The sequence below is a fragment of the Streptomyces sp. SAS_270 genome (genome assembly GCF_052543295.1).
Genome location: NZ_JBMNDS010000012.1, coordinates 125666 through 144397, shown reverse-complemented (window position 1 = coordinate 144397; position 18732 = coordinate 125666). Strand labels below are relative to the sequence as shown.

The 18732-nt window shown below is 72.0% G+C and carries 19 protein-coding genes and 1 pseudogene; 10 read left to right on the top strand and 10 right to left on the bottom strand.

Features of this window, described 5'->3' with window-relative positions; all coding sequences use genetic code 11:
• The 5 genes and pseudogenes from ACN6LB_RS11515 to ACN6LB_RS11495 form a co-directional block, all read left to right on the top strand.
• Positions 1-104, top strand: a pseudogene (locus ACN6LB_RS11515) ((R)-mandelonitrile lyase); the annotation flags it as partial.
• Between the two features lie 48 nt (positions 105-152).
• A complete protein-coding gene (locus tag ACN6LB_RS11510; protein ID WP_445025730.1) occupies positions 153-737 on the top strand; it encodes a DUF4865 family protein in 585 nt (194 codons plus the stop codon).
• Positions 734-1642: a phosphotriesterase family protein gene (locus ACN6LB_RS11505; RefSeq protein ID WP_445025729.1), complete on the top strand. Its 909-nt coding sequence runs from the start codon at positions 734-736 to the stop codon at positions 1640-1642. The genes ACN6LB_RS11510 and ACN6LB_RS11505 overlap by 4 nt, the downstream gene beginning before the upstream one ends.
• Positions 1643-1663: 21 nt before the next feature.
• A complete protein-coding gene (locus ACN6LB_RS11500) occupies positions 1664-1840 on the top strand; it encodes a hypothetical protein (protein ID WP_445025728.1) in 177 nt (58 codons plus the stop codon).
• A 93-nt stretch (positions 1841-1933) separates the two neighbouring features.
• Positions 1934-2716 carry a VOC family protein gene (locus ACN6LB_RS11495; RefSeq protein ID WP_445025727.1) on the top strand — a complete coding sequence of 261 codons (783 nt, stop codon included), beginning with the start codon at positions 1934-1936 and terminating at the stop codon, positions 2714-2716.
• 124 nt (positions 2717-2840) lie between these two features.
• On the opposite strand, the gene ACN6LB_RS11490 is transcribed toward ACN6LB_RS11495, so the two are convergent.
• From ACN6LB_RS11490 to ACN6LB_RS11475, 4 genes are all read right to left on the bottom strand, one after another.
• On the bottom strand, positions 2841-4106 hold the full coding sequence (locus tag ACN6LB_RS11490; protein ID WP_445025726.1) for an ROK family protein: 1266 nt from the start codon (positions 4104-4106) through the stop codon (positions 2841-2843).
• Positions 4107-4142: 36 nt separating this feature from the next.
• On the bottom strand, positions 4143-8330 hold the full coding sequence (locus ACN6LB_RS11485; RefSeq protein ID WP_445025725.1) for a trypsin-like peptidase domain-containing protein: 4188 nt from the start codon (positions 8328-8330) through the stop codon (positions 4143-4145).
• Positions 8331-8334: 4 nt separating this feature from the next.
• Positions 8335-8643 (bottom strand): trypco2 family protein, encoded by a 309-nt coding sequence (locus ACN6LB_RS11480; RefSeq protein ID WP_445025724.1) that lies wholly within the window; start codon positions 8641-8643, stop codon positions 8335-8337.
• A 74-nt stretch (positions 8644-8717) separates the two neighbouring features.
• On the bottom strand, positions 8718-9368 hold the full coding sequence (locus ACN6LB_RS11475) for an alpha-ketoglutarate-dependent dioxygenase AlkB family protein (protein ID WP_445025723.1): 651 nt from the start codon (positions 9366-9368) through the stop codon (positions 8718-8720).
• Positions 9369-9511: 143 nt separating this feature from the next.
• Here ACN6LB_RS11475 and ACN6LB_RS11470 point away from each other — a divergent pair, with 143 nt between their 5' ends.
• Together ACN6LB_RS11470 and ACN6LB_RS11465 are read left to right on the top strand one after the other, a co-directional pair.
• Complete coding sequence (locus tag ACN6LB_RS11470) at positions 9512-10642, top strand: methyltransferase (RefSeq protein WP_445025745.1); 1131 nt, start codon at positions 9512-9514, stop codon at positions 10640-10642.
• A 98-nt stretch (positions 10643-10740) separates the two neighbouring features.
• Positions 10741-11961 (top strand): GNAT family N-acetyltransferase, encoded by a 1221-nt coding sequence (locus ACN6LB_RS11465; RefSeq protein ID WP_445025722.1) that lies wholly within the window; start codon positions 10741-10743, stop codon positions 11959-11961.
• A 50-nt stretch (positions 11962-12011) separates the two neighbouring features.
• Here the strand turns inward: ACN6LB_RS11465 and ACN6LB_RS11460 are convergent, their stop codons facing one another.
• Both ACN6LB_RS11460 and ACN6LB_RS11455 read right to left on the bottom strand, forming a co-directional pair.
• Positions 12012-13049, bottom strand: coding sequence for an aldo/keto reductase (locus ACN6LB_RS11460; RefSeq protein WP_445025721.1), 1038 nt, complete (start codon positions 13047-13049; stop codon positions 12012-12014).
• Between the two features lie 8 nt (positions 13050-13057).
• The gene (locus ACN6LB_RS11455; protein WP_445025720.1) at positions 13058-13537 is read right to left on the bottom strand and encodes a MerR family transcriptional regulator; all 480 of its coding nucleotides are present in this window, start codon (positions 13535-13537) and stop codon (positions 13058-13060) included.
• A gap of 132 nt (positions 13538-13669) precedes the next feature.
• On the opposite strand from ACN6LB_RS11455, the gene ACN6LB_RS11450 reads away from it, so the two are divergent.
• The gene (locus ACN6LB_RS11450; protein WP_445025719.1) at positions 13670-14176 is read left to right on the top strand and encodes a hypothetical protein; all 507 of its coding nucleotides are present in this window, start codon (positions 13670-13672) and stop codon (positions 14174-14176) included.
• Between the two features lie 107 nt (positions 14177-14283).
• Here ACN6LB_RS11450 and ACN6LB_RS11445 read toward each other — a convergent pair whose 3' ends face one another.
• Both ACN6LB_RS11445 and ACN6LB_RS11440 read right to left on the bottom strand, forming a co-directional pair.
• Positions 14284-14745, bottom strand: coding sequence for an SRPBCC family protein (locus tag ACN6LB_RS11445; RefSeq protein WP_356144106.1), 462 nt, complete (start codon positions 14743-14745; stop codon positions 14284-14286).
• Between the two features lie 105 nt (positions 14746-14850).
• Complete coding sequence (locus ACN6LB_RS11440) at positions 14851-15630, bottom strand: helix-turn-helix domain-containing protein (RefSeq protein ID WP_445025718.1); 780 nt, start codon at positions 15628-15630, stop codon at positions 14851-14853.
• 70 nt (positions 15631-15700) lie between these two features.
• Here ACN6LB_RS11440 and ACN6LB_RS11435 point away from each other — a divergent pair, with 70 nt between their 5' ends.
• Together ACN6LB_RS11435 and ACN6LB_RS11430 are read left to right on the top strand one after the other, a co-directional pair.
• The gene (locus tag ACN6LB_RS11435) at positions 15701-16531 is read left to right on the top strand and encodes a phytanoyl-CoA dioxygenase family protein (RefSeq protein WP_445025717.1); all 831 of its coding nucleotides are present in this window, start codon (positions 15701-15703) and stop codon (positions 16529-16531) included.
• 2 nt (positions 16532-16533) lie between these two features.
• Positions 16534-16803 carry a hypothetical protein gene (locus ACN6LB_RS11430; RefSeq protein WP_445025744.1) on the top strand — a complete coding sequence of 90 codons (270 nt, stop codon included), beginning with the start codon at positions 16534-16536 and terminating at the stop codon, positions 16801-16803.
• Here ACN6LB_RS11430 and ACN6LB_RS11425 read toward each other — a convergent pair whose 3' ends face one another.
• Positions 16804-17655, bottom strand: coding sequence for a class II fructose-bisphosphate aldolase (locus ACN6LB_RS11425; protein ID WP_445025716.1), 852 nt, complete (start codon positions 17653-17655; stop codon positions 16804-16806).
• 103 nt (positions 17656-17758) lie between these two features.
• Positions 17759-18649 (bottom strand): SIS domain-containing protein, encoded by an 891-nt coding sequence (locus tag ACN6LB_RS11420; protein WP_445025715.1) that lies wholly within the window; start codon positions 18647-18649, stop codon positions 17759-17761.
• Between the last annotated feature and the right edge of the window lie 83 nt (positions 18650-18732).

Below are 18732 nucleotides of genomic sequence, written 5' to 3'. Positions count from 1 at the left end.
CCCCCCCCACCTTCATGACGCATCTCGCGATCGTCGAGGCGGCCGAGGACGGCACGACCACGGAATGGGACGCGCACGTCGGACCGGCCGACTACCCCGCCTGAGCCCGTAAGAGCCCCTGTTCCCGAGCCGCAATCCGCCAGGAGGCACCGATGCACGCCCTGCAGTACGAGCTCACCTTCCCAGCCGACTACGACATGGGCATCATCCGCGACCGCGTCGCCCGCGTCGGGCACCTGCTCGACGACTGGGACGGCCTCGGCTTCAAGACCTTCCTGATACGCGAGCGCGGCGTGGACGGCTCACCGGTCAACCAGTACGCGCCGTTCTACCTGTGGAACGGGGCCGAGGGGATGAACTCCTTCCTGTGGGGCGGAGCGTTCCAGGGGCTCGTCAACGACTTCGGCCGGCCGGTGGTGCAGCACTGGACAGGTCTCGCCTACGAGGACGGTGGCGCCGCAGGCTCCCCCGCCCTGGTCGCGCTGCGGCACCGACAACGCGTCCCGGAGGGAGTGGAACTGTCCGAGGCCATGGAGGAGGCGGCGCGCGAGGCGAAGCGGCTGGCAGGGCTGGACGGGGCGGTGTGCGCGGCCGCAGCCGTGGATCCGCGCCACTGGGAAGTCGTGCACTTCTCCCTCTGGACCCACGAGGCGCCAAAAGAGCCCGGCGAGGTCTTCCGAGTGCTGCACATGTCGGCCCCGGAGCGCGACCGCCTGCCGCGGGGCAGGCAGTGGTGAACACCATCCGCACCGTCCTGGGAGACGTTCCGCCGCGGGAGTTGGGGGTGTGCAACGCGCACGATCACCTCTTCCTGAGCAGCCCTCAACTCCCGGGCCAGGAACTGCGCGAAGCGTCCGCCGCACGGGCCGAGCTGGCCGCGTTCCGCACGCAGGGCGGCGGCACCGTGGTGCAGTGGACGCCGTACGGCATGGGCCGGCGCGCCGCCGACCTGCCCCTCCTCGCCCGCGACAGCGGAGTGCACGTCGTCGCCGCGACCGGCCTCCACCAAGCCGCCCACTACGGCGCGGAGTTGCTGCGGCGGTTGCGCGGGGGGCTTGCCGAGCTGTTCGTCTCGGAGCTGACGCAGGGCATCGGCACCTCCGGGGTCCGCGCCGGGCTCATCAAGGTCGCGGGGGGCTTCCACTCCCTCGACGCACACGCCCGCTGGACGATGGCCGCGGCGGCCGAAGCCCACCACGCCACCGGTGCGCCGATCGCCGTGCACCTGGAACTGGGCACGGGCGCGCTCGACGTACTCGACCTGCTGTGCGGCGAGTTGGGGGTCGCCCCGCAGAGCGTGATCCTCGGCCACCTCAACCGCTCCCCCGACCTGGCGGTGCACCGGCAGGCCGCCGAGGCCGGCGCCCGACTCGCCTTCGACGGACCCTCCCGCGCCAACCATGCCACCGACTGGCGCATGCCCGACGCCGTACGCGCCCTCGCCGAGGCCGGGTTCGGCGACCGTCTGCTGCTCGGCGGCGACACCACGACCGCGGCCGCACGCTCGGTCGACGGCGGCCCCGGGATGCCGTACCTGCTGCGACGGGTGCGCCCGAGGCTCGAACTCGCCCTGGGCAAGGAGCTGGTGGAGCACATCCTCACCGAGAACCCCCAGAGCGCGTTCGCCGCGGACTGGCGCTGAACCCGCAAGGGAGCCGCCGCCATGCCCTTCGTCCGTATCGACGCCCTGGGAGCCGACCCCGGCCGACTGGACGCGCTCGGGGCGCACGCCCGACCGGAAGCGGACCCTGTACCGGCGCAGTACGCCCCCTCCCCCGAGCCGGCCGGCCCGCTCCCGGCGGACCCGCCCGCGGACCGTGCCGTTGCCCCGTCCGGGTGAAACCCGGGCGCTTCGAGCCCGGTACCTGTACCGGCACCTCGCGGATCGGCATCGTAGCGGGCGTCTCCGTCCCGGAATCGCAGGAGGAAGCACATGCTCGGTACCGACTTCCGTATCGGATCGCCCAACTGGATCGACCTCGGCAGCCCCGACACGACCGGAGCCGCCGCCTTCTACAGCGCGGTGTTCGGATGGGAGTTCGTCTCCGCTGGGCCCGAGGCCGGCGGGTACGGCTTCTTCCAGCACACGGGCAAGACCGTCGGTGCGCTCGGCCCGCTCAGTGAGGAGGGGGCGACGCCGGCCTGGACGACGTACTTCAAGACCGAGGACATCCAGGACACCGCCCGCCAGGTGGTCTCCGGGGGCGGCGCCGTGCGCGCCGAGCCCATGGATGTCATGGGTGAGGGGTGGCTGGCCCAGTTCACCGACCCGCAGGGCGCACAGTTCGCCGTGTGGCAGCCCGGAAAGACCAAGGGCCTGGAGAAGGCCTCCGAGGACAACACCCTGCTGTGGGTGGAACTGCACGTCCCCGACCCGGTGGCCGCCATCGGCTTCTACAACGGGCTGTTCGGCTGGCGGTCGGAGGAGATGCAGGCACCCGGCATGACCTACCGGGTGCTCAGCATCCAGGAGGGCGACCAGCAGGACGGCACCTTCGGCGGTGTGGCCCCGTTGCAGGAGGGGCAAGGGGACGCGCGCTGGGTGCCGTACTTCTCGGTGGCGGACGCCGATGCCCTCGCCACGTCCGTGGAGAGCAACGGCGGGAGCGTGCTGATGCCGGCCGCCGACGTGCCCGACGTCGGCCGGATCGCATGGCTGGCCGACCCGTACGGCGCCGTGTTCGCCGTTCTCAAGCCGAACCCCCAGCAGGGCTAGATGAGTTGACCGCAGCGGACCGTCACCGGATCCGGATCACCAGGTCCGACAAGGTGACGTCCGCGCGCGGACGAGGGCGCGGCCCCGAAGGGTCGCCGCGCTCGGTGAATTCGTCGACGACGGCCTACGTCTGGACCCGTGCCAAGGCGCCCAGCGGGTCGTCGAGCACGGGCTGCCACGCCAACTCGGCCGCCCCCACCAGGCTGTTGTGGTCCAGCGTGCAGGCGAGGATCGGTACGCCACCGCTCTGCCCCCAGAGGCTGCGGTCGGCGACGACGGCCCTGAGCCTGTGCGGATCGGCGTCGAGCAGGGTGCGGTGCAGACCGCCGAGGATGATCCGGTCGGGGTTGAGGATGTTGACCAGCCCGGCAAGTCCCAGTCCCAGGCGGTCGATCAGCGCCTCGACGGCCATACGGACGACCGGGTCGGCGTACTCGCCGCGGATGAGGTCGTTGGCCTGCTGGAGCAGCGACACCACCGGGCCGGGCTCCCGGCCCGCCGCGGTGAGAAAGGCCAGCGGGTCCGCCTCGACGTCGAGACACCCGCGGCTGCCGCAGTAGCAGGGGCGGCCCTCGGGGTTGACGGTGAGGTGGCCGACTTCGAGGGCGAGACCCGAACTGCCTGTGTGCAGACGGCCGTCGAGGACGAGCGCGCCGCCGACACCCCGGTGCCCGGTGGCCACGCACAGCAGGTCGCGGGCGCCGCGACCGGCGCCGTGGCGATGCTCGGCGAGCGCGGCGAGGTTGACGTCGTTGGCCGCGAACGCGGGCCCCTCGATGCCGGCCGCGCGCACCCGCTCGGCGAAGATCTGCCGCACGGGTGCGCCCGCGGGCCAGGCCAGGTGCAGCGGGTTGAGGGCGAGCCCGTCCGGTTCGGCCACCGCCGACGGCACGGCGAGCCCGGCGCCCACGCACCGCCGCCCGGTCCCGCGCAGCAGCTCGGCCCCTGCCTCGACGACCGAGCCCAGCACCTTCGCCGGATCGGCGTCGACGGTCTCACAGCCGGGCGCGGTGGCGACGATACGGCCGCCCAGCCCGACCAGCGCGGCGCGGAACCCGTCGGCGTGCACCTGCGCGGCCAGCGCCACCGGGCCGTCCTCGGCGACCTCCAGCCGGTGCGAGGGGCGCCCCTGTGAACCGGCCTCCGCGGCGGGCCGCGCGTCCACCCTGATCAGCCCCAGCGCCTCCAGCTCAGCGGCCACCGCGCCCGCCGTCGCCCGGGTGACCCCCAACTCGGCGGTGAGCACGGCACGCGTGGGCGCACGTCCGGTGTGCACCAGTTCGAGGGCCGGGCCGAGAGCGCCACGCCCCCGGTCCAGCCGCGTCCGCGTGGTCCCCGTCGACCCCGTGGTCCCTTCCCCCGTCGCCCGGGGGCCCGCCTTGCCGTTCATGAAGGCGAGTCTCCCATGATCCCGATGGTCGGTGTCCTACGCGGTGGGGAGGCGGAGGTGGGCGAGGACGACGTCACGGACCTGGCGGACGGCCGCCGGATCGAGCACCGCGAGGGCGGGGAGGGCGTGGTGCCAGTGGCCGGTGGCAAGCGTCTCCGCGACCAGGTCCCGGGCGCGCGCCCCGGCGTCCGCGGGGTCGCGGGGCGGCGAGAGCGAGGCCAGGCGCCAGATCACGGGGAGAAAGTAGGGGGCTTGGATACGGGTCAGCGTCGCCAGTGGCGCCTGGCGGGCCTGGACGAGGTGGGCGGCGAGCAACCCGAAGGCCTCCGCGCGCTCCGGTTCCTCCAGGAAGGCGGCGGCCGTGTGGACCGCGTCCCCGTACCGGCCGAGCGCGGCCAACGTCAGCGCGAAGGCGGCGTCCTCGTCGAGGTCGGCCGGTTCGGCCGGGCCCTTGACCCGGTCGAGTGCCTCAGTCATCCACCGGTCGGATTCCTCGGGATCAGTGGGGTGCGCCAGCAGGCAGGGCAACAGGGGCAACTGCGACCGGTGGCTCATCTGCGGACTCAGGACGGCAGTGGTCAGGGCATCCGCCAACGCCGAGGTGTGTGCCGGGTCGTGGCCGCGCAGTGCGCCGAGGAGATCGGCGGCTTCGATCACGGCGGTGGGCCGGTCAGGGTTCTGCAAGGCGTCAAGAACGTATGTCTCCGCCAGAGCGGTCACGTCGGGGGCGGCGTCCTCGTCGTCGGCAACCCATGCGAGCGGTACGTACGCCGAGGGGTGGACCACGTCGGCCATGTCCCTCGCCCAGCTGCCCTCGCCCGTGCGCCAGAGCGCCTCCATCACCGGCTCGCAGGGGCCGGGCCCCGCCAGCGCCAACCAGGTGTGCGCGGCATTGCGCGCAAGGTTCGCCGCCTGCGCGGGATGCGAATCGGCCAGGGCGCTCGCCACGAGCGCCGTCGCCGCCATGCGGACGTGCTCCTCGTCCACGCACCGCAGGACCGACTCGCTGCCGAGCGGATCCCCGGCCGTGGCCAGGGCCACGGCGAGTTCTCCCAGGCGCTCGTCGCGCCCCCGGTCGGTTCGTCCCTCCCGCGCCGACCACCGCTCGGCCTCGCAGACCAACTCCGCCGCGGCGACCGGCTCCTGGACGGCCAGCCGCTCCGCCCGCGCGGCCAGGACCTCCACCATCGGCCAGACGCTCTTCGCCTCGGCCAACTCCAGCAGCACCCTCTCCCATTGGCCGTCCCGCTCCGGCACCGCCGCCAGGGATGTGAACACCTCCGTCAGAGCAAATCCGATCGGCGGAAGGGCGTCCCAGAGGCTCAGCAGCCACCGCAGCGCCGTGGCTGCCCGGCCTTCGGCCACGTGGTGTGCGGCGATGGCCAAAATCCCCTCCGCCGACTGGAACAGCAGATCCGTCTCCACCGAGACGTCCGCCAATTGGCGGCGCGTGTCGGTCAGCAGCTGTTCGGCGCCCCGCATGTCACCGGTGCGGGCCAGGGCCACAACGGCGCCGCCCACGGCCGTCAAGGAGCCAAAGGAGGCCGGCAGTCGACCGGGCGAGGCGGTGAGCAACAAGTCGACCGACTCGGCAGCGCGCGCACGCGCCCGCACGGCCAGTTCCCGAGCCCGCGCGGGACGAGCGGCACTGAGCGCCACCGCGCCGGCGGCGAGCAGCGACACGGCCGGGGACTCACCCACGAGGCCCTCGATCCGATCGCACAGCCTTGCGACCGCACCCGTGTCGCCGCCTTCCGTGTACGCCTCCGCAACGGCCGCCAGTGCGGACACCGCCGCCGCGCCCCGCAGCTGACGGGCGGCCTCCTCCGCCTCCCTCAGCAGTGCTCGGGCGCCCGCGTCGTCGCGGGACCACGCGGCGCGGGCCACCTCGGTCAGCGTCCGCACCCAGGCGACCGGGTCGTCCGCGACGGTGACACGCAGCCGCCCGTACCAGCTCTCCCCTCGGGGTCCCGCCGCCTCCGGGTCGAACTCCCCCAGCAGTTCGAGCGCCGCCCGGTCGGCTCCCACGGCCATGAGCGCCACGGCTCCGGCACGGATCACGTTCTCCGCCAGACCCTGCGGGCACCAGGGATCCTGCTCGGCGGCGTGCACCGCGAGCGGTACGGCCTCGCCGACCAGAGACACCACGCGCAGACGGTCACCCGCGCCCGCCGCGAACTGCGCGATCCGCACCAACGCCTGGGCCCGCAGCTCCGGTTCGAAGATGCTCCGCGCCATGCCGACAGCCCGTTCCCACCGCCCCAGCCGGGCCGTGGCGACCGGAAGCCCGGGGTGCAGGGACATGTTGCGCCGCGCGACCAGATCCCGGGCCGCGGAGAGGGCCGCCTGCGTGCCGAGGTCCTCCGGGGCCCGCTCGCGCACCATCTCCCGTACGAGATCGATCTCCGCGACCGCGGCGGTATCGCTTCCGGTGACCTCGCGCAGCCGCTCGTGGCGCCGGGCGTCGAGGGCCAGGGCGGTGGCGCGGGCGATGTCGCCGAGCGAGACGGTGAGGCGGCTGTACGCGTGCAGGAGGTAGCCGGGGGCCCCGGTGGGCCAGCCACGCGCCGCGTAGTCCTGCGCCCAGGCGTGCACCCGGGCGCGGAACACGTCGAGGTCCGGGCCGAGTTCGTCGACGGCCGTGGCGAACAGCGTCTCGTGCGCGAACAGCAGACCCCGCCGCCCCAGGGAGTCGTACAGAATCCCGCTGGAATCACCGGCGCCGACCCTCAGGATGCGTCCGAAGGCGCTGCCGAGACGCCGCTTGAGGTCGTACTGCGTGGTCTCCGAGAGCTCCCGCATGTCCTCGGCGGTGAGGCTGCTGCGGGCGGCCGCGAGCAGGCCGACGAGGTCGCGGCCGAGCCCGTCGCCGGTCAGCGCGCTCGTCAGGTCGTAGCGGGCCTCGTGCTCGGTGTGCCGGGCGGCGGCGACGGATCGCAGTTCGTGCACCCGGCAACTGCGCAGCGGATGACCGCCCTTGACGTCGGAGGGCAGGTCCGGTCGCGGTCTGCTGGTGACCAGGACCCGCACATTGTCGGGCAGGCGCTCGGGCAGCAGCGAGGCGATGGACGGGCCGCGGCCGTCCGCACGCAGCGCCTCGTCCTCGTCGAGGCCGTCCACGACGAGCAGCAGGACCGCATCGACCGCGGCCAGCCTTCCGGCCGCCTCGTGCAGCAGTTGACGGCGCTCCCCGTCTCGCGCGGCCCCCGAGGTCAGGCCGGCCGGCGGCCGTCCCGCGAGGAGGGAGAGCTGGTGGACGAGCGCCTCGGTGCAGGCGGTGGCGTCGGCCTGCTCGGCCCGCCGGTTGGTGACGAAGAACCACACGGGTACGACGCCACGGGGCGGGTCGAGGGCGAAGGAGGACACCAACGCGGTCTTGCCCGCCCAGGGCGGTCCCTGGATCCACAGATAACTTTCGCTGCCCGCGCAGAAGTCGACCAGCAGCGCCCGCTCCTCTTGGCGGTCCTCCAGTCCTTCCGGGGCTACGTCCGCCAGTTGGGCCCGGTAGGCGGCCTCGGTCAGAGCCGCCTCGGAGACGGGCAGCACACCGGCCAGCCCCTCGGGACGTACCGCGAAACCGAGCAGCGCCTCCAGCTCCCGCACCTCGTCGGCGCCGAGCCGCTCCGCCCACCGGTCCACCCGGCTCGCCGCCAGCCGCCCGGGTCCGTCGGCCAGATGATGCTCCGCCACGACACCGACCAGGAACCCGCCGCTGAACACGGCCGCTCCGGACATGCCCTGCCACGGCGACACGCCCGGATCCGGCGAGGCGGGCGGTGTCACCGACAGATCGAGCGTGCCCTCCCGGCGGTTGGCGAGCACCGCGCACGTCGCGTGCACGTGTTCCGAGTCGCGGTAGTGCCAACTCTCCTCGTCCGTACGCATCTTGAACTCCGGGAAGCCGACCGCACTGCACCGCAGCACCGCGTCCGCCTCACCGATCCGCCCGGCGCGGGCGTGCTCGGCCTTCTCCTGCGGTACGGCGAGCACGGCCACGTCGATTCCCGCGTGCGCCCAGGCCACGGACACGTCCGCCTGACGTTCGCCCGGCCGGTCGGCGTCGAACCGCACGCGGACCTCAGCAGCACCGGCGACCACGTGCGCGGCGGTCAGAACCGTGCCGGAGGCGACCAGATAGCCCGAGCCGCGCCGCCGTCCGCCGTCGCGCAGCCGCACGACCACCTCAGCGACGTGCTCGATCCGCAGCCCGCCCTGTCCCGCCACGCCCTCAGCGCTCCCGGTCCACCTCGTCACCGGCGATCCACGCCGTCCTGACCGTTCCGTCGGGGGCGACGAGCTTCGGCTGCAGGGTGAGCGTGATCCGCTGGGTCTGCGACTGCGCGAGCCGACCCGTGCCGTTCGCCTCGACCACCCAGAAGCGGACCTTGCCACCGGCCGACGCATCGCGGTCGACGGCCACGGTCGCCTCCAACTCGACGGGACCGAGCTCGAAGCGCAGCACCTCACCCGTTCCGTCGGCCAGCGCGGTGGTGAGCTCCTTGCGCAAGTCCCGGATCAGCTCGGACAGTTCGATCATGCGGCCCCCTCGGCGAATCACCGAGATCGTACAAGTCGCGCGCCTCTCACCGGGCCGGGCGCGTCAAGCAGCGGTCACAGGCCACTGACGCGCAGCGTGATGTTCAGCCGTCCCGTCAGGCCGAGACCGCCGGGACCCGTGCCCGGATGCACCCGCGGTACCCCGTGGTACGCCGCCCGCGACGCGCCCCCGAACACGAAGAGGTCCCCGCTGCGCAGCTCCACATCCGTGTACGGCCGTGTCCGCGACTCGGCGTTCCCGAACCGGAAGACACAGGTGTCGCCGAGGCTCAGGGACACCACCGGTGCGTCGGACTTCTCGTCGCTGTCGCGGTGCATGCCCATGCGGGCGTCGCCGTCGTAGAAGTTGATCAGGGCGATGTCGTACGCGGCTGTCCTGGCTGCCTCGGCGCCGAGGGCGTCGGCGACCGCGCTGCGGCCCAGGTCCCCCAGCCAGGCCGGGAACGGTTTCACGGGGGCGCCGTCGCCGTCGACCACGGTGCGGGCGTAGCCGTACGGATACCAGTGCCATCCCAGGCAGACCTGCCGGGCGGTCATCGTGCCGCCGCCGGGGGTGCGGACCGTGCGCAGGCCGGCCGGCGGGCGGGCCCACGCCCGGCAGGCCTCCAGGAGCCGCTGGGCGCGCTCGGCGTCGAGCCAGTCGGGCAGGTGCACGGCGCCCGGCGCGACCTCGGTCCGGTCACGCGGAAACAGTTCACCGTCCATGAATCCCATCCTCGCGCACCCGGGGTCCGGCCTCCCCGACCGGCCCCGACCCGCCCCACGCCTGTCCACGGGCCCTCCGTCGACCTTCCGCTGCCTGTCCTGAGCTGCGGCTCGGCTAGCCTGGACGCACGATGAACGACGGTATGACCACCCCCTGGGGCGCGTACGCGCTCACCCGCCATCCCGAGGACCCGCGCGACCGGCTGCGTGCCTGGGACGCGGCGGACACATATCTGCTGCGACACCTCGCGGAGAGCGGCACCTCTCTCGCCGGGACGGTCGTGGTGGTCGGCGACCGCTGGGGCGCCCTCACCACCGCGCTGTCGACGCACCGGCCGACGCAGATCACCGACTCGTTCCTCGCTCGCGAGGCGACGCGCGCGAACCTCGCCCGCAACGGCGCGGACGAGTCCGCCCTACGGCTCCTGACCACGCAGGACACTCCCCCCGACCGTATCGACGTGCTCCTGGTCCGCGTGCCCAGGAGCCTCGCCCTGCTGGAGGACCAGCTGCACCGGCTGGCTCCCGCCGTGCACGAGGGGACGGTCGTCGTCGGGACCGGGATGGTCAAGGAGATCCACACCTCGACGCTGAACCTGTTCGAACGGATCCTCGGCCCGACCCGCACCTCACTGGCCGAGAAGAAGGCCCGGCTCATCTTCTGCACCCCGGACCCGGCCCTCACCCGGGGCACCAATCCGTGGCCGTACCGCTACGACCTCCCCGAGGGCATCGGCGTCGTCTCCGGCCGCCCCGTCACCAACCAGGCGGGCGTCTTCTGCGCCGACCGCCTCGACATCGGCACCCGCTTCCTCCTCCAGCACATGCCGCGCAGCCGCGGGGCCGAGCGCGTCGTCGACCTGGGCTGTGGCAACGGCGTCGTCGGTACGGCGATTGCGCTGGCCAACCCGGAGGCCGAGCTGCTCTTCGCGGACGAGTCCTACCAGGCGGTGGCCTCGGCGGAGGCGACGTACCGGGAGAACACCGGGGGCAGCGCCGAGTTCCGTGTCGGCGACGGTCTGGCGGGCGTCCCCGCGGCGAGCGCCGACCTCGTCCTCAACAACCCGCCCTTCCACTCCCACCAGGCGACCACCGACGCCACGGCCTGGCGCATGTTCACCGACGCCCGCCGCGTACTGCGACCCGGCGGCGAGCTGTGGGTGATCGGCAACCGCCATCTCGGCTACCACCTCAAGCTGCGGCGCCTGTTCGGGAACAGTGAACTGGTCGCGAGCGACGCGAAGTTCGTGGTGCTGAGGGCCGTCAGGAAGTAGCGGGGCGTAATTCGCTTGACCGGGTCAGGGGCCAACGCTGCACTGTGGCGGAGAACCACGAGTCGTGGTGCCCGTATCCCAGGAAGGCAGCGGCAGCGATGGAGATCCGTCCCACGACCGATCAGGACCTCGACGTCTTCGTCGACACCATGCACGCCGCGTTCGGGCGTTTCCCCGAAACCCCGGCCGAGGACGGTGGGGCCTGGTGGTCGGCGCTCCAAATGGACCGCTGCCTGCTCGCACTGACGGGGGACGGGCGGCCCGTCGGCACCGCCGGTGCGCACTCCTTCGAGCTCACCCTGCCCGGTGAGATCCTCGTTCCGGCCCCCGGGGTGACCGCCGTCGGCGTCCTGCCCTCGCACCGACGGCAGGGCGTGCTGAGCGCGATGATGCGGCATCAGCTCGCCGAGCTGCGGGCCCGAGGGGAGTTCCTCTCCGTGCTGCTGGCCTCCGAGGCCCTGATCTACCGCAGGTTCGGCTACGGACCGGCGACCTACACGGGGGAGCTGACGGTGCCGCGCCACCGGGCCGACTTCGCCCTCCCCCGGGCGCGCGGTACAGCCGACGCCCCGGACACCGGCTCGGTCGAAGTGCTACGGCGTGCCGAGTGCGGCGAGATCCTGGAGGAGGTCTACGACCGCTACCGGCGCGCACAACCCGGCGCTCTCTCCCGGCCGCACCGCTGGTGGGCCCTGGGCGCGGGCCAGCCCCCGGTCTCCCGGGCGCCGCGCTACGTCGCCGTCCACCGGGACGCCGACGGCGTCCCTGACGGGTACGCCAGCTACTCGCTCGGCGATCACGGCACCTTGACGGTCGACGAGACCATCACCGCCGACGACGCCGTCTTCACGGCCCTGGCCCGGTTCGTGCTCGGACATGACCTGGTCGGTCAGGTCGTGTTCAAGCACGTCCCGCCCGACCACCCGCTGCGCTGGCGGCTCGCGGACTTCCGCGCCGCTGAGGTGAGCAACGACATGGACTGGCTCTGGGTGCGGCTGCTGGACGTCCCGCGTGCGCTGACCGCGCGCGGCTGGTTCACCGACGGCGAGCTCGTCCTCGACGTCGACGACCCGTTCCTCGGCGAGCGCGGCCGCTACCTGCTGACGGTCCGGGACAGCAAGGCCGACTGCGTGCCCACGGACCGGGAGCCCGACCTTTCCCTGGACGTGAGCGACCTGGGCTCGATCTACCTCGGCGGCACGGCGCCGAGCACGCTCGTACGTGCCGGACACATCCGGGCCCACCGCCCGGGCGCGGCCGCCCTCGCTGACGCCCTCTTCCGCGCCGAGCGCTCCCCGCACTGCCTGCACTGGTTCTGACCCGACCGCGGCCCTCTCGGTCGTCACCTGTGGTCACCTCGCATGACGGATCACGCCGGGCTCCGGGCCTCCCGGGCCGCGGAGGTGAGGGACATGTCCGCGTAGCGCTCGCCGGCCACCTGGGCGGCGAGCGGTTCCAGCAGCGCCAGCTCTTCGGAGGTCAGCAGGATCCGGGTGGCCGCGGCGTTTTCGAGGAGGCGGCCCCGCTTGCGGGTGCCGGGGATGGGGACGACGGTCAGGCCGTGTGTCAGGGCTCGCTGGTGCACCCAGGCCAGGGCGATCTGGGCCGTGGTGGCGCCATGGTCTGCCGCGATCTTGTGCAGCGGTGCCAGGAGAGCCGTGTTCGCCCTGGCGTTGTCGCCGGTGAAACGCGGCAGCATCTGCCGGAAGTCGCTGCTGGAGAGGTCGGTACTCGCGTCGGCGAAGGTGCCGGTCAGAAAGCCCCGGCCGAGCGGCGAGTACGGCACGAAGGCGACCCCGAGCGCGGCGGCGGCGCCCACCGCGCTGTTCTCCACGTCCCTGCTGAAGACCGACCACTCCGTCTGCAGGGCGGCGATCGGGTGCACGGCGTGCGCCTCGCGCAGCTCATCGCCGGTGACCTCGCTCAGACCGAGGTGCTTGACCTTGCCTTCCCGCACCAGTTCGGCCATGGCTCCGACGGACTCGGCGAGCGGTACGGCCGGATCGCGGCGGTGCATGTAATAGAGGTCGATGACCTCCACGTCGAGGCGCCGCAGACTCGCCTCGACGGCCTTCTTGATGTAGGCGGGATCGTTGCGGATGGCCCGATAGCCCGGGTCGTCGGCGCGGTACTCGATACCGAACTTGGTGGCCAGCGTGATCTCGTCGCGGTGCGCGGCGACGAACGGCGCGAGGAACTCCTCGTTGGCCCCGACGCCGTACATGTCGGCGGTGTCGATGAGGGTGACGCCCGCCTCGACGGTGGCCTCCAGGGTCTCGCGGGCCGCCGCGTCGTCGGTCTGTCCGTAGGCGGCGCTGATGCCCATGGCGCCGAAGCCCTGGACGCCGACGAGGGGGCCGCCGGTGCCCAGTTCGACCTTGCGGATCTGTTCGAAGGTGGTGCTCATGATGGCGTTCAGGCCCTTTCCGGCGCCGGGTGGGCGTCCGCATAAAAGTCGATCTTGGCGTCGAGCACGGTGAGGGTGTCCTGCAACTCCGCGATGCGTGCCGCTACTTCGCGCCGGGTCTGTTCCAGAATCCTGCGCCGCTCGTCGAACGTGGACTCCCCGCGGCGGACGAGCTCCGCGAAGTGCACCATGTCGGCGACCGGCATCCCGGTCATCCGCAGCCTGCGCACGAAGGAGAGCCAGTCCAAGTCGGTGTTGCCGTAGATGCGTTGGCCGGTGTGCGACCGCGCCACGTTCGGCATCAGGCCTATCTCCTCGTACCAGCGCAGGGTGGGCGCGCTGAGCCCGGTGAACGACACGACCTCGCGGATCGTGTAGCGGTCCTGGCCTTCGGGTCGCGGATGGTCCGACCCCGCGACGACACAGACGTCCACGGGCTGCGGCTCAACGGTCGGGGGCTTCACGGAGGTGCTGTCGATCACCGTCATGCCGACCACGTTAGGAGGTTCAAGTGCACTTGAAGCAAGGGCCTTCGAACGCGGGAGACCGCTCAGCGCTGACGACGGTCATCGCGGACCTCCGCTGTACCGTCTCCGGGGACGATCACAGGGAGGAGCGGGATGAGGAACGGTCTTCGGTTCGGCTGGGAACTGGGCGGCAGCGGCTGGGCCCGGTGCCGCATAGCGGACGGGACCTCGGAACACGAGGACATCGTCAGCTACTGCACGGATGCCCTTGCCGACCTCCTGCACGGCGTAGCGGGTCTCTACGGCCCCGCCGGCGTCCAGCGCTTCTCCTTCGACCTTGAACCGGCCGAGGCGAGGTGGGTCCTGCGGGGTGACGGATCGGAGGTCGGTATCACGATCTATCGGTTTGCCGACATGTCCGCGAGCTTCGATGCGCCCGACCAAGAAGGCAGCCCGGTCTGGAGTTCCACGCAGCCGCGCGTTCTGCTGAGTCATGTCGTCCTGGAGGCCGCCCAGTCGGTACTGCGGCTTCACGGCGAGGACGGCTATCTGGCGGAGTGGGTCCAACACCCCTTTCCCGTCGCGGCAGTACAAGACCTCCGCCGCCTCCACCTCCGGCACGACGGTTGCGAGCGTGAGCACGACATGGCGCTTCCCTAGGCGGACGGCCCTGAGCCGCTGCGTGCGGAGCGGCGCGATCCGGCACCCCCGCGGACGCCACCGGCGGGGGGGGGGGGAACCCCCCCCCCCCCCCGCCGGCCGAAACGTCAGCCGCCAGGCCGGATCCGCCCGCGCCAGGCTCCCGTTTCGCCGCCTCGGGACTCGATGTAGTCCTTGAAGCGCCGCATGTCGCCCTTGATGCGGCGGTCGATGGTGTTGGTCCAGTCGGCCACCTTCTCGGCGGCGCCGGTCGGCTCGATGTCCATCACCATTTCCACGCGCGTGTGGGTGTCGTCCACGCGCTGGAACCTGACCGTGCCCTTCTGCTGGGTGTCGCCACTGATCGTTCGCCAGGTGATCCGCTCGTCGGGAAGCTGGTCGACGATCTCGGTGTCGAACTCGCGCCGCACTCCGCCGACCTTGGTGGTCCAGTGGTTGTGGCGGTCGTCGAGCTGCCTGATCTCCTCGACGCCTTCCATGAACTTCGGGAACTCCTCGAACTGTGTCCACTGGTTGTACGCGGCATGCACCGGCGCATCGACCTCGATGGTCTCTTTCACTGTGCTCATCGGAGAACTCCTTGGTTCGGCACGGGTACCGGTGCGGGTACCCGTCTGCGCTCGGCTATGCACGGTGCCGACGGCCCGATCGATCATGACGGGGCGGGCTCGCGGTCACACGGGGGCCGGGGTGCTCCGTAGTGCCCGGGGTGAGCCGCCCAGCTCTCGTCGGCACGCCTTGTTGAAGGCCTGGAGGTCGGGGATCCCGACGGAAGCGGCCACCGCGGGGATGGAGAGGGTCGAGGCGCGCAGCAGGTGGTGGGCGCGCTCCAGCCGGCGACGACGGATGTAGGCGACGACGGTGGTGCCGGTCTCGGTGCGGAAGAGGCGGGTGAGGTGGTTGTGGGAGACCCCGGCGGCGCGGGCGATCTCCGGGACGGTGAGCGCGGTGGCGAGGCGGCCCTCGATGTGGGCGATCGCCGTGCTGACGGCGGGGTGCGGGCCGCTCGGCGTGGTGGCCGCCGGGCGCAGGTGGGCGACGCGCCACAGGGCGGTCCAGATCTCGGCGCGGGTGTGTTCGGGGGCTCCTGGGGCCGCCGCGACGGCTCGGAGCAGCAGGCCGGAGAGGGAGGAGAGCTCGGGGCCGGTGTCCTGGACCACCGGCACGGTGCGCGGTGGGCCGACGGGGGCGATGCGCAGGTGGGCGTAGAGGTGTTCCGAGCGGCCCTGGTAGCGGTAGCGGACCGTGGCGCCGGGCGGCACGAGGCTCACCCGGCCCGGGCGGATGAGGTGCGCCGTGCCGTCGACGGTCAGGTCGGCGTCGTACTGGTAGAGGTGCAGCTGCCACAGCTCCGGGAGGCGGAAGACGTCCGTGCCGCTCGCGACGCCGTGCACACCTACGCCGAGATTCTCGACGACGGGCGGTTCGCCGAGGTGGATCTCCGTCTCCAGCATGGTGAGAAATTACCAGTAGTGAGGAGCCGGGCCAACGCGCCGACGACAGCGCCGGTCCTACGTTTGAGCCATGACCCAGACCAACGCCATGACCCACACCGGACTCCTGAGTTCGGTCCAGATGGCGCACTTCGTGTCCCACGGATCGCTGCGGCTGGACGCGGTGGTCCCGGCGGAGCTGAACGCCGAGGCCATCGAGGTGCTGCGCGAGGGCGTGCCGGGCGTCCCTTACGGCAGCGGCGTTCCGGACGCCTACCCGGAGGGATCGTTCGTCCGCCGTCTGCTGGACATCCCTGACGTGGCAGGCGCGTTGCACAGTCTCGTCGGCCCCGGCCCCACCGTCGACCACCATGCCGTGCACGTCCGCGATCCCCGCGAGGGGCACGCGCAGCCGCTGCACGGGGACGCGATCATCGATGTCCGCACCGATGCCTTCGACGTCCAGCTGATGTATTACCCGCAGGACGTCACCCTCGACATGGGCGGCACACTGAGTGTGCCGGGCAGCCATCTACGGCGTACGAACGAGTCGGACACCGGTCGCTACCAGAACCTGCGCGGGCAGAACCGGCTCGTGTGCCCCGCCGGTACCGTGGTGTTTCTGCACCATGGACTGTGGCACGGCGGGCGGCGCAACGACAGCGACGCGGTTCGCTACATGTTCAAGATCCGCTTCAACCCGACCGTGCGCCAGCAACGCCTGTGGGACACCTCGGACCTAGGTGATCCGCGCGTCACCGAGGAGCTCTCGACGATGTTCCCGTGGTACGAGCACGCCACCGGCCGCCTGGAGGCCTACAACCGCGTGCTGTGGTGGCGGTCCCTCACCGGGGACGACTCGTTCGACATGGAGTACTGGGTGACCCGGGTCTCCAACCGCCCGCAAGGAGAGGTCGCATGAGCATCCGTCAGCAGGTTCTCGTTCTCTACCTGGCCACCTCCGCGCTGGACTCGGAGGTGGTCGGCTGGTCCGTCTACGACGGCACCGGCCGCACCTCGCCCACCACCGGCGACAGTGACGAACCCCCGTACAAGTCCGGCGTGCACGCCCTGGAGGACGGCTGGAGGCTGTTCCAGGCGGCGCAGTTGATCCCCCCGAATCCGGGTCACGAGTACGACGTGTCGTTCCTCAAGCACGAGTTCTTCTTCGAGAAGCTGGAGGAACAGCAGTAGTCAGCCTCTCAGCACGCCGATGAGGTGCCCGACCGCCTGTGCCATCGCCTCCCGTCCCACACTGAGGTAGGTGCGCGAGTCGACCGCCTCGGGGTGGGCGGCGAGGTACTCCCGGATCGCGCCGGTCATCGCGATGTTCAGTGCCGTGCCGATGTTGACCTTGGCGATGCCGCCCGCGGTGGCGGCCGCCAGTTCGGTGTCGGGCACTCCGGAGGAGCCGTGCAGGACGAGGGGCACGTCCAGGGCGGCGGACAGGCGCTTGAGCAGGTTGTGGTCGAGGGTGGCGGTGCGCGTGGTCATGGCGTGCGAGCTGCCGATGGCGACGGCGAGGGCGTCCACTCCGGAGTCGGCCACGAAGGAGCGGGCCTCGGCGGGGTGGGTACGGGCGCCCGGGGCGTGCGCGTCGAGCGGTGGCGCGCCGTTCTTGCCGCCGACCTGCCCCAACTCGGCCTCGATCCACAGCCCTTGGGCGTGCGCCCAGTCGGCGGCGGCCCGGGTGGCGGCGAGGTTCTCCTCGTACGGCAGGCACGAGGCGTCGTACATCACGGAGCTGAATCCGGCGTCGGGCGCCTGCCGCAGCAGGTCGTCGCTCTGCACGTGGTCGAGGTGCAGAGCGACGGGGACGGAAGCTCGTTCGGCGGCCGCGGCCGCGGCACGGGCCAGTGGGAGCAGGCGTCCGTAGCGGAACTTGACCGCGTTCTCGCTGACCTGGAGGACGACGGGGGCGTTCACCGACTCGGCGCCCGCGATGACGGCCTCCACGTGCTCCAGCGTGATGATGTTGAACGCGGCCACCGCGGACCGCGCCCGGGCGGCCCCGGTGACCAGCTCACTCGTTGCTGCGAGGGACACGGCAGCATCTCCTTTTCAGTGGACCCGGTTGGGCTGCGGATGGCTGTACAGCCGGCTGCAGAGAGCCCTGCAGCTCGCTTCGGACGGCTCTGCGGCGCCGGTTTCAGTGAGCGGCGGAGTCGAGGATCACGGAGCGTGTGAGGTGCCGGGGCCGGTCCGGGTCCAGTCCCCGTGCTGCGGCGAGGGCCACGGCCAGCCGCTGGGCGCGGACGAGTTCGGCGAGCGGGTCGAGGCCGCCGGCCACCCACAACCCGCCGGTGGCACCGACCTGTTCGGCCAGTCCGTCGGGCGCCTCGCCGAACATCCAGGTGGCGGTGTCACGGGTGGTGATGCTGATGGGCCCGTGCCGGTACTCCATCGCCGGGTAGGCCTCGGTCCACGCCAGTGAGGCCTCGCGCATCTTGAGGCCGGCCTCGTTGGCCAGACCGACCGTCCAGCCGCGGCCGAGGAAGGTGAACTGCGTGCAGTCCAGCAGCCCTTCGGGCAGCGGGGCCGCGAGCGCGGTGCGCGCGTCGGCGACGACGGCGTCGGAGTGCAGCCCGAGGTGGGCGCGGAGCAGCGTCAGGGCGGTGGTCGCGAACCGGGTCTGCACGACGGACTGTTCGTCCGCGAAGTCGAGCACGACCAGGTGGTCGGCGGACCGCATCACGGGTGTGCGCGGGTCCGCGGTGATCGCCGTCGTGGGTGTACGCCCCTTCAGGCGCCCGAGGAGTTCGAGAACCTCGGTGGTGGTGCCGGACCGGGTGAGGGCGACCACCCGGTCGTAGGTACGGCCTTCGGGGAACTCCGACGCGGCGAAGGCGTCCGTCTCGCCCTGCCCGGACTGTTCGCGCAGTACGGCGACGGCCTGCGCCATGAAGAACGACGTGCCGCACCCCACGATCGCGACCCGTTCCCCCGCCTCGGGCAGCGCGGCCCCCTGCGCCCCTGCCTCCTCTGCGGCGCGGATCCAGCACTCGGGCTGACTGTTCAGCTCGTTCTCGACATGGGTCATGCCGTACCCCTCCCAGCGATGCTTGTTCTTGCAAGATATAGCGGTCTTTCAATCACAATCAAGCATTCGGAGGGAAGTGGAGG

What these genes read in the sequence shown, in the direction of transcription:
- ACN6LB_RS11510 (WP_445025730.1), top strand. Translation starts at nt 153, where the DNA reads ATGCACGCCCTGCAGTACGAGCTCACCTTCCCAGCCGACTACGACATG.
- ACN6LB_RS11500 (WP_445025728.1), top strand. Translation starts at nt 1,664, where the DNA reads ATGCCCTTCGTCCGTATCGACGCCCTGGGAGCCGACCCCGGCCGACTG.
- ACN6LB_RS11495 (WP_445025727.1), top strand. Translation starts at nt 1,934, where the DNA reads ATGCTCGGTACCGACTTCCGTATCGGATCGCCCAACTGGATCGACCTC.
- ACN6LB_RS11490 (WP_445025726.1), bottom strand. Translation starts at nt 4,106, where the DNA reads ATGAACGGCAAGGCGGGCCCCCGGGCGACGGGGGAAGGGACCACGGGG.
- ACN6LB_RS11480 (WP_445025724.1), bottom strand. Translation starts at nt 8,643, where the DNA reads ATGATCGAACTGTCCGAGCTGATCCGGGACTTGCGCAAGGAGCTCACC.
- ACN6LB_RS11475 (WP_445025723.1), bottom strand. Translation starts at nt 9,368, where the DNA reads ATGGACGGTGAACTGTTTCCGCGTGACCGGACCGAGGTCGCGCCGGGC.
- ACN6LB_RS11470 (WP_445025745.1), top strand. Translation starts at nt 9,512, where the DNA reads ATGACCACCCCCTGGGGCGCGTACGCGCTCACCCGCCATCCCGAGGAC.
- ACN6LB_RS11465 (WP_445025722.1), top strand. Translation starts at nt 10,741, where the DNA reads ATGGAGATCCGTCCCACGACCGATCAGGACCTCGACGTCTTCGTCGAC.
- ACN6LB_RS11460 (WP_445025721.1), bottom strand. Translation starts at nt 13,049, where the DNA reads ATGAGCACCACCTTCGAACAGATCCGCAAGGTCGAACTGGGCACCGGC.
- ACN6LB_RS11455 (WP_445025720.1), bottom strand. Translation starts at nt 13,537, where the DNA reads ATGACGGTGATCGACAGCACCTCCGTGAAGCCCCCGACCGTTGAGCCG.
- ACN6LB_RS11450 (WP_445025719.1), top strand. Translation starts at nt 13,670, where the DNA reads ATGAGGAACGGTCTTCGGTTCGGCTGGGAACTGGGCGGCAGCGGCTGG.
- ACN6LB_RS11445 (WP_356144106.1), bottom strand. Translation starts at nt 14,745, where the DNA reads ATGAGCACAGTGAAAGAGACCATCGAGGTCGATGCGCCGGTGCATGCC.
- ACN6LB_RS11440 (WP_445025718.1), bottom strand. Translation starts at nt 15,630, where the DNA reads ATGCTGGAGACGGAGATCCACCTCGGCGAACCGCCCGTCGTCGAGAAT.
- ACN6LB_RS11435 (WP_445025717.1), top strand. Translation starts at nt 15,701, where the DNA reads ATGACCCAGACCAACGCCATGACCCACACCGGACTCCTGAGTTCGGTC.
- ACN6LB_RS11420 (WP_445025715.1), bottom strand. Translation starts at nt 18,649, where the DNA reads ATGACCCATGTCGAGAACGAGCTGAACAGTCAGCCCGAGTGCTGGATC.